The organism is Actinomadura chokoriensis (assembly GCF_041463665.1).
GTDB lineage: Bacteria > Actinomycetota > Actinomycetes > Streptosporangiales > Streptosporangiaceae > Spirillospora > Spirillospora chokoriensis_A.
Genome location: NZ_JAXCEJ010000003.1, coordinates 499,312 through 514,005 on the forward strand (window position 1 = coordinate 499,312; position 14,694 = coordinate 514,005).

At 71.2% G+C, this 14,694-nt stretch carries 12 protein-coding genes; 7 read left to right on the forward strand and 5 right to left on the reverse strand.

Features of this window, described 5'->3' with window-relative positions; all coding sequences use genetic code 11:
• Positions 1 to 37 precede the first annotated feature (37 nt).
• The 4 genes from SM418_RS08420 to SM418_RS08435 form a co-directional block, all read right to left on the reverse strand.
• Positions 38 to 1,363, reverse strand: coding sequence for a cytochrome P450 (locus tag SM418_RS08420; protein ID WP_371940098.1), 1,326 nt, complete (start codon positions 1,361 to 1,363; stop codon positions 38 to 40).
• Positions 1,363 to 2,721 carry a cytochrome P450 gene (locus SM418_RS08425; protein WP_371940099.1) on the reverse strand — a complete coding sequence of 453 codons (1,359 nt, stop codon included), beginning with the start codon at positions 2,719 to 2,721 and terminating at the stop codon, positions 1,363 to 1,365. Before SM418_RS08425 ends, SM418_RS08420 begins: the two co-directional genes overlap by 1 nt.
• Positions 2,722 to 2,783: 62 nt before the next feature.
• Positions 2,784 to 2,975: a ferredoxin gene (locus tag SM418_RS08430; RefSeq protein ID WP_371940100.1), complete on the reverse strand. Its 192-nt coding sequence runs from the start codon at positions 2,973 to 2,975 to the stop codon at positions 2,784 to 2,786.
• Positions 2,976 to 3,020: 45 nt separating this feature from the next.
• Positions 3,021 to 3,884 carry a mycofactocin-coupled SDR family oxidoreductase gene (locus SM418_RS08435; protein WP_371940101.1) on the reverse strand — a complete coding sequence of 288 codons (864 nt, stop codon included), beginning with the start codon at positions 3,882 to 3,884 and terminating at the stop codon, positions 3,021 to 3,023.
• A 214-nt stretch (positions 3,885 to 4,098) separates the two neighbouring features.
• Here SM418_RS08435 and SM418_RS08440 point away from each other — a divergent pair, with 214 nt between their 5' ends.
• From SM418_RS08440 to SM418_RS08455, 4 genes are read left to right on the forward strand one after another with little or no spacing between them, the layout of a single operon-like run.
• Complete coding sequence (locus SM418_RS08440; RefSeq protein ID WP_371940102.1) at positions 4,099 to 5,610, forward strand: aldehyde dehydrogenase family protein; 1,512 nt, start codon at positions 4,099 to 4,101, stop codon at positions 5,608 to 5,610.
• Positions 5,607 to 6,812, forward strand: coding sequence for a CaiB/BaiF CoA transferase family protein (locus SM418_RS08445; protein WP_371940103.1), 1,206 nt, complete (start codon positions 5,607 to 5,609; stop codon positions 6,810 to 6,812). The genes SM418_RS08440 and SM418_RS08445 overlap by 4 nt, the downstream gene beginning before the upstream one ends.
• A gap of 15 nt (positions 6,813 to 6,827) precedes the next feature.
• Complete coding sequence (locus tag SM418_RS08450; protein ID WP_371940104.1) at positions 6,828 to 8,024, forward strand: FAS1-like dehydratase domain-containing protein; 1,197 nt, start codon at positions 6,828 to 6,830, stop codon at positions 8,022 to 8,024.
• Between the two features lie 30 nt (positions 8,025 to 8,054).
• Positions 8,055 to 9,797 (forward strand): class I adenylate-forming enzyme family protein, encoded by a 1,743-nt coding sequence (locus tag SM418_RS08455; protein WP_371940105.1) that lies wholly within the window; start codon positions 8,055 to 8,057, stop codon positions 9,795 to 9,797.
• Here SM418_RS08455 and SM418_RS08460 read toward each other — a convergent pair.
• Positions 9,794 to 10,507 carry a Clp protease N-terminal domain-containing protein gene (locus SM418_RS08460; protein ID WP_371940106.1) on the reverse strand — a complete coding sequence of 238 codons (714 nt, stop codon included), beginning with the start codon at positions 10,505 to 10,507 and terminating at the stop codon, positions 9,794 to 9,796. The genes SM418_RS08455 and SM418_RS08460 overlap by 4 nt on opposite strands.
• A 271-nt stretch (positions 10,508 to 10,778) precedes the next feature.
• Between SM418_RS08460 and SM418_RS08465 the strand changes: the two genes are divergently transcribed.
• From SM418_RS08465 to SM418_RS08475, 3 genes are read left to right on the forward strand one after another with little or no spacing between them, the layout of a single operon-like run.
• The gene (locus SM418_RS08465) at positions 10,779 to 12,404 is read left to right on the forward strand and encodes an SMP-30/gluconolactonase/LRE family protein (protein ID WP_371940107.1); all 1,626 of its coding nucleotides are present in this window, start codon (positions 10,779 to 10,781) and stop codon (positions 12,402 to 12,404) included.
• Between the two features lie 8 nt (positions 12,405 to 12,412).
• Positions 12,413 to 13,261, forward strand: a complete 849-nt coding sequence (locus SM418_RS08470) for an SDR family NAD(P)-dependent oxidoreductase (RefSeq protein ID WP_371940108.1) — start codon at positions 12,413 to 12,415, stop codon at positions 13,259 to 13,261.
• A gap of 45 nt (positions 13,262 to 13,306) precedes the next feature.
• Positions 13,307 to 14,683: an aromatic ring-hydroxylating oxygenase subunit alpha gene (locus SM418_RS08475; RefSeq protein ID WP_371940109.1), complete on the forward strand. Its 1,377-nt coding sequence runs from the start codon at positions 13,307 to 13,309 to the stop codon at positions 14,681 to 14,683.
• Positions 14,684 to 14,694: the final 11 nt, after the last annotated feature.

Sequence of the window (14,694 nt, forward strand, 5' to 3'; positions counted from 1 at the left end):
GCTCGTCCGGTCGTGGGTCGTGTCCGGACCGGCGGGATCAGCGGTCGATCTCGGCCTGCGCGCTCCGGACGGTGACGGGTTCGGCGAGCCGCTGCTCGTCGCAGATCCGCTGCAGGTCGTCCAGGGTCTCCTCGAGCCCGGCGCCGAGCCGCTCGCCGGGGGTGAACGTCGCCGGCAGGTTCCGCATGCCGTTGATGATGCCGATGGTGTCGTAGTGCACCGCCCCCTCGGGGTCGCACGCGAAGTCCGGCATCCGGTCGAGCACCTGGACGAGCATCCGCTTGAAGACCGTGCGCGCCAGGTTCGAGCCGATGCAGCGGTGGATGCCCAGGCCGAAGCTGTTGTGCCGGTTGTTCCTGCGTGCCAGGTCGACGGTGTGCGGGTCCGGGAAGGCCGCCGGGTCGCGGTTGGCCATCGCCCACGACAGCCACAGCCGGTCCCCCTCCTCGAACCGGGTCCCGGCGAGCTCGCAGTCGGCCGAGACGGTGCGCCCGTCACCGGGGGCCGGCGTGTAGAAGCGCAGGAACTCCTCGGTCGCCGAGTCGAGCAGGGTGTCGCGCTCGCGGCTCAGCCTCGCCCGCTCGTCCGGATTCTCCGACAGCCACTCCAGCGCATGGGCGGTCAGCGCCGTCGTCGTGTCGAAGCCGCCCCCGATGATCAGGGCCAGCACGCCGAGGAGTTCCTCGTCCGGCGGCGTCCGGCCGTTGATCCGCGCGGTGGCGAGCGCGTCGACCAGGCCGGGACGGCGGCTCTCCCGGATCTCCACCAGCATCGCCCGCAGGTCGTCCAGCATCTCGAACATCTGGGTGAGGACCCGGTCCATCTCCGGAGAGTCGGGCGGCGTGTAGATCGAGGCGTGCGCCGGCTCGTTGTAGATGGCCCACTTCTTCAGCGGGATGCCCATCAGCGCCATCGTGACGACCGCCGGCACGACGTTGGCGAAGTCCTCGACGAAGTCGATCCGCCCGTCCTCGATCCGCTCGTCCAGCGCGGCCCGCACGACTTCGTCGATCAGCGGGATCCAGCGCCTGATCGCCGCCGGGGAGAGGTAGGGGTTGAGCGCCTGCCGGTAGTGCCGCTGCTCGGGCGGGTCCATCTCCAGGAAGCCGCCCCGCGTCCGAACCGGCGGCGTCGGGATGAGGATGCCGGTGTAGCCGCGCTTCTCGTTGTCTATGTCGTTGTCGTTGGAGAGGTATTCGGCGGCCGTGGCCAGCTCGAAGACCTCGCGGTTCCCGGCGGCGACCCAGTGGCCGCCGTAGGTGTCCGTCCAGGCGATGGGGCACTTCTCGTGCATCTCCCGCGTGATCGCTTCGAACCGGTGGTGGTAGTCCGGCGCGTGCCGGTCGAAGTGATACCGCTCCATCAGAGCTTCGCCTGCCCCCGCATGCGCGTGACCGGCGCGGCGAGCTGCTGCTCGTCGCAGACCTCCTGCAGCTTGGCGAGCGTCTCCTCCAGGCCGGCGCCGAGCGGCCTGCCCGGGGTGAAGGTCGCCGGGAGGTGGCGCATCCCGTTGATCACGCCGACGGTGTCGTAGTGCACCGTGCCGGCGGGGTCGCACACGTAGTCCGGCATCCGGTCGAGCACCTGGACGACCATCCGCTTGAACACCGTGCGCGCGACGTTCGAGCCGATGCAGCGGTGGACGCCGAGGCCGAAGCTGTTGTGCCGGTTGTTCTTTCGGGCGAGGTCGACCCTGTAGGGGTCGGGGAACGCGGACGGGTCCTTGTTGGCCATCGCCCAGGACAGCCACAGCCGCTCGCCCTCCTTGAACTGGACGCCGCCGATCTCGCAGTCCGTGGAGAACGTCCGTCCGTCGCCCACCGCCGGGTTGAAGAAGCGCAGGAACTCCTCGGTCGCCGAGTCGAGCAGGATGTCGCGCTCGCGGCTCAGCCTCGCCCGCTCCTCCGGGTTCTCCGACAGCCACTCCAGCGCGTGCGCGCTGAGCGCGGTCGTCGTGTCGAAACCGCCGCCGATGAGCAGGCCCAGCACTCCGCGGGCGTCCTCGTCGGACGGCTTCCGGCCGCCGATGTCGGCGTTGACGACCGCGTCGATCAGGCCCGGCCGGGGGTTCGCCTTGACCTCCTCCATCTGCTCGACGAGGTTCACCATCATCGCGATGTGCATCTCGATGACCCGCTGCATGTCGGGCGAGTCGGGCGGCGTGTAGATCGCGGCGTGCGCCGGCTCGTTGTAGACGACCCAGTTCTTCAGCGGGATGCCCATCATGGCCATCGTCAGGACGGCCGGCACGATGTTGACGAAGTCGTCGACGAAGTCGATCCGCCCGTCCTCGATCCGCTCGTCCAGCGCGGCCCGCACGATCTCGTCGATCACCGGGATCCAGCGCTTGACCGCCGCCGGGGAGAGGTAGGGGTTGAGCGCCTGCCGGTAGTAGCGCTGCTCGGGCGGATCCATCTCCAGGAAGCCGCCGCGGCCGGACCGCTTGGCCGTCGGGATGGAGATGCCCACGTACCCCCGGCGCTCGCCGTGGACGTCGTGGTCGTTGGACAGGACGTCGGCGCGGGTGGCGAGTTCGAAGACCTCACGGGCGCCGGCGGCGACCCAGTGGCCGCCGTGGGTGTCGGACCACGCGACGGGGCACGCCTCGTGCATCTCGGTGGTGATCTCGTCGAATCGTTCGCGGTAGTCCGGTGCGTGCTTGTCGAACTGGTACCGGGCCTTCTTGCGGTCTCCGTCGTTGACGACGTCTTCCGTGCTCACGGCGTTTGTCCCTCCCGGAGGGGCTTGAGGCTGGAGTACGACACCCGGACGCCAGGTGATCCCTAGAACGTGGAGATCGCCCGTTCCGGGCAGGAGTTGACGGCCTCGACGACCTTCGACTCGAGCTCCGGCGGGACATCCTCCTTGACGACCGTCGAGTGACCGTCGATCTCACTGGGCTCGAAGACCTCGGGAGCGATGATGGAGCAGAGCGTGTGGCCCTGGCAGCGTTCCGAGTCGACCCGCACCTTCACGGCGTCCTCCCTGTCGCGATTGGATCGGTGTTCTTCGCCGGGTTCTCAGACCCGGTAGCCGTGCCACCTGAGATAGCCGCCCGCGTCGACGCGCATCTGCATGCCGGTCACGAAGCCGGCCTCGTCCGACGCGAGGAAGACCACGGCCTTGCTGATCTCCTCGGGCTCGACGTAGGGGACCTTCATGGCCTGCTGGACGTAGAAGGCCGGTTCGGCGTCGGCGCGGGTCGGGTTCTCCAGGTCGGGGCGGAACGACCGGTACATCGGCTCGCTCTGCAGCATCGGGGTGTTGCAGTTGGTCGGGTGCACCACGTTGGCGCGGATCCCGCGTGGCGCGAGGTTGGTCGCCAGCTCGTGGACGTACTCCGCCAGCGCGCGCTTGGTGTAGGCGTAGCCGGTGCCGCCGGGGTTGTTGCCGGGCTCGCCCTGCGCCATCCCCTGGGGCATGAGCGCCGCGGCCGAGCCGGTCGCGATGATGGACGCGCCCTCGGTCAGGTGCGGGATCGCGACCTGGATGGCGTTGATCGTCCCGATCAGGTTGACGTTGACGACGTCGATCCAGGCCTGCATCGGCGGCTCCCCCCGGAGCGGCGCGATCCCGGCCTGGGCCACCACGACGTCGACCTTGCCGAGTTCCGCGATGCCCTGCTCCAGCGCGTCGCTCAGCCGCGCGGCGTCGCGCACGTCGGCCTGGACCGGCACGCAGCGCCGGCCCTGCTCCTCGATCAGGCGCGCGGTCTCCTTGAGGTCGTCCGGGCTCGCCATCGGGTAGCCCACGGTCTCGTAGTCCTGGCACCGGTCGACCGCGATGATGTCGGCGCCCTCCTGGGCCAGCCGTACGGCGTGGCTGCGGCCTTGGCCGCGCGCCGCGCCCGTGATGAAGGCGACCTTGCCCTGAACGCGTCCCATGCGCGCTGTCCTCTCTCATCGTGATCAACGGCTCGGCGGGAGCAGGTGGCGGTTACCGGCGGGATTCGGGCGCGACAGCCCGACGATCTTGGAAATACGCCTTTCTTGAATGAGAACCATACTCTCAAAAGCACATCCTTCGGAAGGCCCTGCTGGATGTTGATTTACGAATGAGGAGAATGTAGTTTCCACCTCACTACACGAGGAGGCCGCGATGGGATCTCAGGACACGACCGCGCAGGTCGCGGACACCGGGGAGGCCGGCGGGGCCGGCACCGCGCGGGCCGCCGGCAGGCGCCTTCTCATCGATGGGCGACTGGTGGACAGCGAGCGCAGGCTCGCCTCGCTGAACCCCGCCACCGGTGAGTTCCTCGCAGACGCCCCCGACGCGACGACAGCCGAGGCCGAAGCCGCGGTGGCGGCCGCCCGGCGGGCCTTCGACGCCACGGACTGGTCGACCGACGTGGAGTTCCGGATCCGCTGCCTGAACCAGTTGCACCGGGCGCTGACCGAGCAGCGCGAGGACCTGCGGGAACTGACGATCGCGGAGGTGGGCGCGCCCCGCTCGCTGACCCACGGCCCGCATCTGGACGAGGCGATCGAGATCGTCCGGTTCTACGCGGACCTGCTGGAGGAGTATCCGCTGACCGAGGAGCTGGGCGAGATCGAGTCGCGCGGACGGCGCCACCGCCGCTGGGTCGAGAAGGAGGCCGCGGGAGTGGTGGCCGCGATCGTGGCCTACAACTTCCCCAACCAGCTCGCGCTGGCCAAGCTGGCCCCCTCGCTCGCCGCCGGATGCACCATCGTGCTGAAGGCCGCCCCGGACACCCCGCTGATCACACTGGCGCTGGGGGAGCTGATCGCCGAGCACACCGACATCCCGCCGGGCGTGGTCAACATCCTCTCCTCGTCCGAGGTCGCGGTGGGCGAGGTGCTCGCCACCCACCCCGACGTCGACATGATCACCTTCACCGGCTCCACCGCCACCGGGCGGCTGATCATGGCGGCGGCCGGCCGCACGATCAAGAAGGTGTTCCTCGAACTCGGCGGGAAGTCGGCCATGGTGCTGCTCGACGACGCCGACTTCGCCACCGCGGCCATGTTCGCCGGCTTCATGGTCTGCTCGCACGCGGGGCAGGGCTGCGCGATCACCACCCGGCTGCTCGTGCCGGCCGACCGGCACGACTCGGTCGTCGAGCAGGTCGCGGCCACCATGGCCGGCGTGCCCTTCGGCGATCCCGCCGACGCCAAGAACTTCATGGGACCGCTGATCAGCGAGCGCCAGCGCGACAAGGTGGACGCGATGGTCCAGCGTGCCGTGGCGGACGGCGCCACGCTCGTGACCGGCGGCGAGCGCGTCGACCCGGGCTTCTTCTACTCGCCCACCCTGCTCGCGAACGTCGACCCCGACAGCGAGATCGCCCAGGAGGAGGTCTTCGGGCCCGTCCTCGCCGTCATCCCCTACGCCGACGAGGACGACGCCGTCCGCATCGCCAACAACTCGATCTTCGGCCTGTCCGGCGCGGTGTTCAGCGCGAGCGACGAGCGCGCCATCGGCGTGGCGCGCCGGATCCGCAGCGGCACCTTCAGCATCAACGGCGGCAACTACTTCGCCCCCGACGCGCCCTTCGGCGGCTTCAAGCAGTCGGGCATCGGCCGGGAGATGGGCCGGGCCGGGCTGGAGGAGTTCCTGCAGGCGAAGACCTTCGCGACGGTGGTCGCGTGAGGCCGCTCGAAGGGATCCGCGTCCTCGAGGTCGCGATGTACGGGTTCGTCCCGTCGGCGGGCGCCGTGCTCGCCGACTGGGGCGCCGACGTCATCAAGGTCGAGCACGCCGTCACCGGCGACCCGCAGCGGGGGCTGCGCCGGACCGGCACCATGGTCGTCGAGGGCGACCCGAACCCCAACGTCGAGCACGCGAACCGGGGCAAGCGCAGCATCGGCCTGCACATGGGGCGCCCCGAGGGAACCGAGGTCCTGCTCGACCTCGCCCGCCGCGCGGACGTGTTCCTGACCAGCTTCCTGCCCGGGGCCCGGCGCAAGTTCGGCATCGACGTGGACGACATCCGCAAGGTGAACCCGGACATCGTCTACGCGCGGGGCAGCGCGCTCGGCCCGCGCGGGGTCGAGGCCGAGCGCGGCGGCTACGACATGACGGCGTTCTGGGCGCGGGGCGCCACCGCGGCCAGCCTCACCCCGGCGGGCGTCGAGGGAATGGTCCCGCCGCCCGGCCCCGCCTACGGCGACACCATCTCCGGCACCAACCTCGCCGGCGGCATCGCGGCGGCGCTGCTCAGGCGCGAGCGGACCGGTGAACCGTCCGTCGTCGACGTCTCCCTGCTCGGCAGCGGCGTGTGGGCGATGGGGCACGGGATCGCGCTGTCCCTGCGGCTCGGCGAGCCGATCGTGCCCGGCCCCCTCGGCGCGCACGGGTCGCCGCACAACCCGCTCACCGGCCTGTACCGCACCGCCGACGGCCGCTACCTGAGCCTGGTCATGCTGCAGCCCACGAAGTTCTGGGCGGACGTGTGCGAGCACATCGGCCGGCCGGAGCTGGCCGATGATCCGCGCTTCGCGACCACCGAGCTGATCGCCGCCAACACCGGGGCGGCCGTGGAGATCCTGCGCGAGGCGATCGCCACCCGCACCCTCGCCGAGTGGACCGAGCGCTTCGCGACCCTGGCCGGGCCGTGGGCCCCGGTCCAGGACTCCCTGCAGGTCGGCGACGACCCGCAGGTGCGCGCCAACGAGTACCTCGTCCGCGCCGGGGAGCTGGAACTGGCCGCCAGCCCGGTGCAGTTCGACGTCACCGCCCCCGGCCTCGGACCGGCGCCCGAGTTCGCCGCCCAGACCGAGGAGATCCTCCTCGAACTCGGCCTGGACTGGGAGCGGATCATCGCCCTGAAGGACGCCGGCGCCGTCGCCTAGGAAGTGAGGAGCCACGTGAGCGAGAAGGCCGCGCAAGCCGAGGTCGCCGAGCTCGACCTCACCGATGTCGATCACCGTGTGGGCAGGCCGGTCGGCGGCGGGCAGCTGTGGGATCCGTGCAGCGCCTCCGACATCCGGCGCTGGGTGATGGCCCTGGACTATCCCAACCCGCTGCACTGGGACGAGGAGTTCGCCCGCGACTCCCGGTTCGGCGGCGTCGTCGCCCCGCAGTCCATCGCGGTGGCCCTGGACTACGGGCACGGCGCCCAGCCCGCCTGCGTCGGCCGCATCCCCGGCAGCCACCTGATCTTCGGCGGCGAGGAATGGTGGTTCTACGGCTGCCCGGTGCGTCCGGGCGACAAGCTGTTCCAGGAGCGGCGGTTCCACGACTACAAGGTCGTGGAGACCAGATTCGCCGGCCCCACGATGTTCTCTCGCGGGGACACCGTGCACCGGAACCAGCACGGCGCGCTGGTCGCGCGGGAGCGGTCGACCGCGATCCGCTACCTCGCCGCCGAGGCGGAGAAGCGGGGCATGTACGACGACCGCGTCGGCGAGGTGCGGCGCTGGACGAGCGACGAGCTGGCCGGGATCGAGACCGCGCGCCACGACTGGCTCATGTCGAACCGCGGCGGCCTCTCGCCGCGGTTCGAGGAGGTGAAGGTCGGTGACACGCTGCCGCGCCGCGTGATCGGCCCGCACAGCATCGCGAGCTTCACCACCGAGTACCGCGCCTTCCTCTTCAACATCTGGGGGACCTTCCACTGGACCGCGCCGGACGGCGTCGAGGACCCGTGGATCAACCAGGATCCGGGCTGGACCGAAGGCTTCGGCTTCGACGAGGACGGCGCCAGGATCGACCCGCGAAAGCGCGACGGGCTCTACGTGGGCCCCTCGCGCGGCCACATCGACAGTGACAAGGCGAGCCGCGTGGGCATGGCGCGCGCCTACGGCTACGGCGCGACGATGGGCGCCTGGTGCACCGACTACCTCGCCTACTGGGCCGGCCACGACGGCATGGTGCGCCATGCCAAGGCGGATTTCCGCGGTCCCGCCTTCGAGGGCGACGTGACCTGGTTCGACGCCGAGGTGGTCGGCAAGCAGGCCGGGTCGGCGTGGGGCGTGCCGCTCGTCCAGGTGCGGCTGCGCCTCAGCGACCAGGACGGCGGCGTGCTGGTGGACTGCACGGCCGAGGTCGAGCTGCCGTTCTAGCGGCCGAGAAACGATCTGAGAGGTGGGCCGATGGACGCCAAGCCGACATCCGGATCCGGCCCCGGATCCGCACCCGTCCCCGCGCCTCTCTCCGCGCCGGCGCCTTCGATCGTGTCGGGCCTGCCGCTCGCCGCCGAACCGGGGCTGGGCACGCTCACGCTTCCCGGTTTCCTTCGCGAGGTGACGGCGGAGTACGGCGAGCGGGAGGCCCTCGTCCACCGCACGCCCGAGGACGTCACACGCTGGTCCTACTCCGAACTCTGGGACCGCGCGGTCGAGGTGGCGTGCGCGCTGCGCGCGTGCGGCCTCGGCAAGGGCGAACGCGTCGGCGTCCTGATGACGAACCGCCCCGAATGGATCGCGTCAGTGTTCGGCGCGTCCCTCGCGGGAGGCGTGGCCGTCGCGCTCAGCACGTTCTCGACGCCTGCGGAGCTGGAGCACCTGTTGCGGGCGTCGTGCGTTTCGATGCTGCTGTTCGAGCGGAACGTCCCCAAGAAGGACTTCGCCGCGGTGCTGACCGGGCTGGAACCGGAGATCGGCAAGGCCGCGCCCGGCGCGCTGCGGTCGTTGAGCTTCCCGTTCCTGCGCCGTCTCGCGGCGGTCGGCGAGGCGGGGCCGGACGGCGCGATCGAAGGCTGGGCCGCCTTCCTGGCGCGGGGCCACGACGTCCCGAGGGAACTGGTCGAGGCCACCGCGGCGGCGGTACTGCCGAGCGACCCGGCCGCGCTCTTCTTCTCCTCGGGTTCCACCAGCAAGCCGAAGGGCGTCCTGAACGCGCACCGCGGCGTCGCCATCCAGCTGTGGCGGTTCGGACGCATGTACGGATTCGGCCCGGAGGACGGCGTCCGCAGCTGGACCGCCAACGGCTTCTTCTGGTCCGGCAATGTCGGCATGGTGCTCGGCGCCACCTTCTCCAGCGGCGGGACCGTGGTGCTGCAGCAGAGCTTCAACGCGGCCGAGGCGCTGGAGCTGATGGAGGCGGAGCGGGTGAACTGCCCGATCGCCTGGCCGCACCAGTGGGCGCAGCTGGAGGCCGCGCCCAACTGGGGCGAGGTGGATCTGAGCGGCCTGCGGTTCGTGGATCAGGGCACCGCGCTCGCGCGTCACCCGACGGTGTCGTCCACCTGGTCCGAGCCGGGGCACGCCTTCGGCACCACGGAGACCTTCACCATCGCGACGTGCTTCCCCGCCGGCACGCCGGAGAACGTGCACGGGGGCAGCATGGGCGAGGCGCTGCCGGGCGTGACGCTGAAGATCGTCGATCCGCTCTCGGGCGGCGTCGTCCCGCGCGGCGAGCGCGGCGAGATCTGCGTCAAGGGGCCCACGCTCATGATGGGCTACCTCGGGCAGCCGCTCGACGAGACGCTCGATGACGAGGGCTTCTTCCGCACCGGCGACGGCGGTCACCTCGACGGCGCCGGCCGCCTCTTCTGGGAGGGCCGGCTCACCGACATCATCAAGACGGGCGGCGCGAACGTCTCGCCGCGCGAGGTGGACGAGGCGATCGCCGGCCATCCCGGCGTCAAGGTGACGCAGACCGTCGGCGTCCCCCACGAGACGCTGGGCGAGGTCGTCGTCGCCTGCGTCGTGCCCCACGCGGACGGGAGCCTCGGCGCCGCGGAGATCCGCGCGTTCCTGCGGGAACGGCTGGCGAGCTACAAGGTGCCCCGCCACGTGGTCTTCCTCCGCGAGGACGAGGTCGCCCTGACGGGCAGCGCGAAGATCAAGACGAGCGAGCTCCGGGACCTGGTCGCCGCCCGCCTGCGGGCCTAGACCCGATCGGCCCAGCCCTCCCCCGGACGCCGGGACCGGGCCCTGGCCAGCGCCGAGGGGCCGGCGGACGCCTCGGCGAGCGCGGCGGCGGCCGCTCCCCGGCCGAGGGCGGCCAGCCCCAGCAGCAGGTGTTCGCAGCTGACCGGGCGCCCGTCCTCGGCCGCCAGCTCCTGCGCGGTCGTCAGGACCTTGCGGGTGCGGGGCGTCCAGGCGAACCGCTTGGCCGCCTGGGACGCCCCCACGGTCAGCGAGCTCTGCACGCGCCGCCGGAGCGAGTCGGCCGGGACGTCGAGGGACGACAGGAGCCGGACCGCGCTGTTGTTCTCGGCCAGGAGGCCGCAGAGGACGTGCTCGGTGCCGATGACGTTGTTGCGGTGGCGCACCGCCGCCTCCTTCATGTGCGCGACGGCGGTGCAGATCTCCTCGGCGAACTCCTCCGGTTCGCACCTGCCGCCGGCCGCGCGGTACCGCTGCTCGACGGCCTGGCGGCTGACGCCGAGCGCGGTCCCGATCTCGGCCCAGGACCGGCCGTGCAGGCGGCACTGCTCGACATGGTCGTCGACGAGGTCGTCGGCCAGCGCGCGAAGCCGCTCGGCCACGCCGGCCGCCGCCGCGAGCCGGCCGATCCGGTCGGGCCGCTCCCCCGCGCCCGCCTCCTCGCAGGCGCGCACGGCTTCGGCGACGAGTGCGTCGAGATCCGGTGGTGCCACCCCACAAGAATCGGTCGCCGATTCCGCTTTGTCAACGCCTCCTTGACAGTTCTGGAAATGTCAACGACGCCTTGACGGAACAGTCCGGTCGAAATGGCGGATCGTTGCGGACCGCCAATATTGATCAAGGCGAGCCTTGACGCTCGCAGTTCTCCATGGAAGCATCATTCTCAGCTCGGAAAATATCGTTACCACTCCTCAGCTCCATTGCGCGCAGCCGGAACGACCGCGTGTTCCCCTGTGCGTTCTCATCGGCACGGGAGACTCCGCCTTGACGCACGGGACGCGCTATACCGGCGCCACATCGATCGAACTCGCCGAGGGGTGGAGCCTGGAGCGGCTCACCCCGCCGAGCCGGCTGTTCGGCGCGAACGGCCTGCGCACCGGACCGGACGGCAGGATCTACGTGGCGCAGGTGGCCGGCAGCCAGATCAGCGCCTTCGACGTCGGCACCGGCGAACTGGAGACCGTCAGCGCGCAGGGATCCGACATCGTCGCGCCCGACGACGTGGCCTTCGACGAGCGCGGCGACCTCTACGCCACCGAGTACTACGACGGGCGCGTGAGCGTGCGCGGCGCCGGCGGCCGGACGCGGGTCCTGCGCGACGACGTGCCGGGCGCGAACGGCATCACCTTCCACCGGGGCCGCCTGTTCGTCGACGAGTGCCGGATCGGCGGGCGCCTGCTGGAGATGGACCTCGAGGGCGGCGCCCCGCGCGTCCTGCTGGAGAACCTGCCGATGCCCAACGCCATGGAGTTCGGGCCTGACGGCAAGCTGTACTACCCGCTCCTCGGCACCAACGACATCTGGCGGATCGACCCGGACGGCGGCGAGCCCGAGCGGGTCGCCGGGGATCTCGGCGTCCCGGACGCGGTCAAGTTCGACGCCGAGGGCCGCATCATCTCGACCCAGGTCGCCACCGGGGAGGTCCTGCGGATCGATCCCCGCAGCGGCGAGCGCACCGTCCTCGCCACCATCGCCCCCGGCCTGGACAACCTGACGTTCGTCGGGAACCGCCTCTTCGTCTCCGGTTTCACCGGGCACATCACCGAGATCCTCGGCGAAGGCCGGACCCGGGCGGTGCTGCCGGGCGGCCTGACCTGGCCGCTGGACCTGACCGCCGGCGGAGACGGCACCGTCTACGTCGCCGACGGCACGTACTTCTACGCCCTCCCGCCCGGCGGCGAACCGCGGACGCTGGGAATGCTCTTCAGCCCCGGCTGGCCCGGCTACATCCGCGGGGTCACCGCCGCGGGCGACGGCGAGTTCGTCGTCACGACGTCCCTCGGACAGATATCCCGCTGGCGGCCCGCCGCCGGCGAGCACGTGGTGCTGGCGGGCGAGAGCGTGCCGTTCGACCAGCTCTACGGCGTGGCCACGGCGCCCGACGGCGCGGTGGTGGCCGCCGAACTCGGCACCGGACGCGTCGTGTCCGTGCGCGGCGGCGAGGTGACGACCCTGGCCGCGGGGCTGGACCGCCCGATGGGCGTGGCGTTCGACTCCGACGGCACCTGCCTGGTCTCGGAGTCCGGCGCCGGGCGCGTCGTGGCGGTCACCGGCTCCGGCGTCGACACCGTGGTGGACGGCCTGGAGGCGCCGCAGGGCATCCTGGCCGCCGACGGAACGCTCACGATCGTGGACGCCGGCGCCAAGACGCTGGTCGAGGTCGACCTGAACGCCCTGGCCGACGGCCTCGGCGGCAAGGCCCGGACCACGATCGCCCGCGACCTGCCGGTGGGCGCCCCGCTCGGGGAGCCGCCGAAACCCCTCAAGGGGCTGATGCCTTTCACCGGGCCTCAGGGCCTGTTCGCCGGCATCGCCGCCGGGCCGGACGGCGCCCTCCTCGTCTCCGCCGACGCCGAGGGCAGCGTCCTCGCACTCCGCAGGACGAGGTGAGGCGGGATATGGACCACGGCTTCCTCGGGATGGACGGACGCGTCGTCATCGTCTCCGGCGCGGCCGGCGGCGGCATCGGCACCACGGTCACGGAGACGGTCGCCCGCGCCGGGGCGACGGTGATCGCGGTGAGCCGCTCCCGGGAGAACCTCGACACGCACATCGGGCCCCTGGTGAGGGGCGGCCTGCCGGTCGTGCCGATCGCGGCCGACGCCGCCACCGACGAGGGCATCGAGGCCGTGCTGGAGTGCGCCGGCCGGGCGGACGGCGACCTGTACGGGCTCGTCAACGTCGCGGGCGGCGCGGCGCCGGCGGACTGGATGCCGTGGACGCGGGTGACCCGCGAGTCCTGGCGGGCGCTGCTCGCCCAGAACCTCGAAACGATGTTCTTCATGAGCCGGGCGGTCGCCGGGGAGCTGAGGTCGCGAGGCCGGCCGGGCTCGATCGTCTCGATCTCCTCGATCAGCGGCATGAACACCGCGCCGTTCCACATCGGCTACGGCACGGCCAAGGCGGCCCTGGTGGCCGCGACCCGCACCATGGCCGTGGAACTCGCCCTGCACGGCATCCGGGTGAACGCCATCGCACCCGGCGTGACCGCGACGCCCGCCTCGCGCACCTACGTCGAGGAGGATCCCGCCCGGGACCGCCGCGCCATCGCCATGGGCAGGCGCGCGCGGCCGGAGGAACAGGCGGGCCCGATCCTCTTCCTGCTCTCGGATCTGTCCTCCTACATCACCGGGCAGACCATTCTGGTGGACGGCGGCCTCAATCTGAAATGGAGCTGGCTGGATTCCGACAACACCTCACTGTTCCTCAAGGACGAGTCGTTCCGCGCGGAGATCACGCGCTTCTGATTCCCAACCATACCGAGGATCTCCTGACATGGGCCGGAGAATGTCATGAGCGAGACCACCGAGAAAGTCCAGGAAACGCGTTCCGCCGGGGAACTGTCGGAACCGCTGACGATCGGCGTGGAGGCGTACATCTCCGAGGAGTACGCCCGCGCCGAGCGCGACCGGCTGTGGGCCAAGGTGTGGCAGCAGGTCGGCCGGGTGGAGGAGCTTCCCGAGATCGGCTCCTTCCTCACGTACGAGATCCTCGACGACTCGTTCATCGTGGTGCGGACGGCGCCGGACAGGTTCCGCGCCTACTACAACGTCTGCTCGCACCGCGGACGCCGGCTCGTCGACACCCCGCCCGGCGCGCGCGACGCCCGCGGGCGCGGCCGCCGGTTCGTCTGCGGTTTCCACGGGTGGCGCTACGACATCGACGGCCAGTGCACCTTCGTGGCCGAGCGCGAGGACTGGCCGTGCGGGCTGACCGACGAGCGGATCGCCCTCAAGCAGGTCAAGGTCGACACCTGGGGCGGCTGGATCTGGATCAACCCGGATCCGGACTGCGAACCCCTGCGGGACTACCTGGAACCCGCGGCCACCCTGCTCGACCCCTTCCACCTGGAGAACATGCGCTACCGGTGGCGCCGCTGGCTCGTCTTCGACTGCAACTGGAAGACGGCCCTCGAAGCGTTCATGGAGACCTACCACGTCCCGTACACCCACCCGGAGTTCAGGCCGTTCGGCGCCTTCCTCGGCTGGGCCAGGGTGCAGGGCAGGCACAGCAACATCGGCTACGACGCGCCCAAGGGCATGGAGGAGAACCAGGCGAAGATCCGGGTCGGCGACGGCCCCGACGCCCGCGTGTCGACGGCCGAACTCCAGAACTTCACCTGGGCGAACGCCAACACCAACACCACCGAGACCCTCGTCGACGTCGCGAACCGGCTGGTCGACGAACTGCCGGAGGGGACCCCGCCCGACCAGGTGCTCAGGTACTGGCTGGAGACGTCCCGGCGCGAGGACGCGGCGCGCGGCGTCATCTGGCCGACCGTCGATCCCGAGACCGTCGCGAAGAGCGGCACCGCCTGGCAGATCTTCCCCAACTTCCAGATCGGGCACGGCCTGAACAACATGCTGTGCTACAGCGCCCGGCCCTACGGCTACGACCCCGACAGGTGCGTCTTCGAGGCCGCCGTCTACGAACTGTTCCCGCCCGGCGGGGAGCCGGAGACCGAGTGGGTGTTCACGCCGCAGGACGACCCCGGCTGGCGCACCGTCCTGCCGCAGGACTTCTCCAACATGGCCGCCGTCCAGCAGGGCATGAAGGCGCGCGGCTTCTCCGGCCCGAAGCCCAACCCCTACCGCGAGCGCAGCGTCGTGAACCTGCATCACAACCTGGCCCGGTACATGGGGACCGGCGCACCGCGCGATCTCGCCTGACCCCCGAGGAC

What these genes read in the sequence shown, in the direction of transcription:
- SM418_RS08420 (WP_371940098.1), bottom strand. Translation starts at nt 1,363, where the DNA reads ATGGAGCGGTATCACTTCGACCGGCACGCGCCGGACTACCACCACCGG.
- SM418_RS08435 (WP_371940101.1), bottom strand. Translation starts at nt 3,884, where the DNA reads ATGGGACGCGTTCAGGGCAAGGTCGCCTTCATCACGGGCGCGGCGCGC.
- SM418_RS08440 (WP_371940102.1), top strand. Translation starts at nt 4,099, where the DNA reads ATGGGATCTCAGGACACGACCGCGCAGGTCGCGGACACCGGGGAGGCC.
- SM418_RS08455 (WP_371940105.1), top strand. Translation starts at nt 8,055, where the DNA reads ATGGACGCCAAGCCGACATCCGGATCCGGCCCCGGATCCGCACCCGTC.
- SM418_RS08470 (WP_371940108.1), top strand. Translation starts at nt 12,413, where the DNA reads ATGGACCACGGCTTCCTCGGGATGGACGGACGCGTCGTCATCGTCTCC.
- SM418_RS08475 (WP_371940109.1), top strand. Translation starts at nt 13,307, where the DNA reads ATGAGCGAGACCACCGAGAAAGTCCAGGAAACGCGTTCCGCCGGGGAA.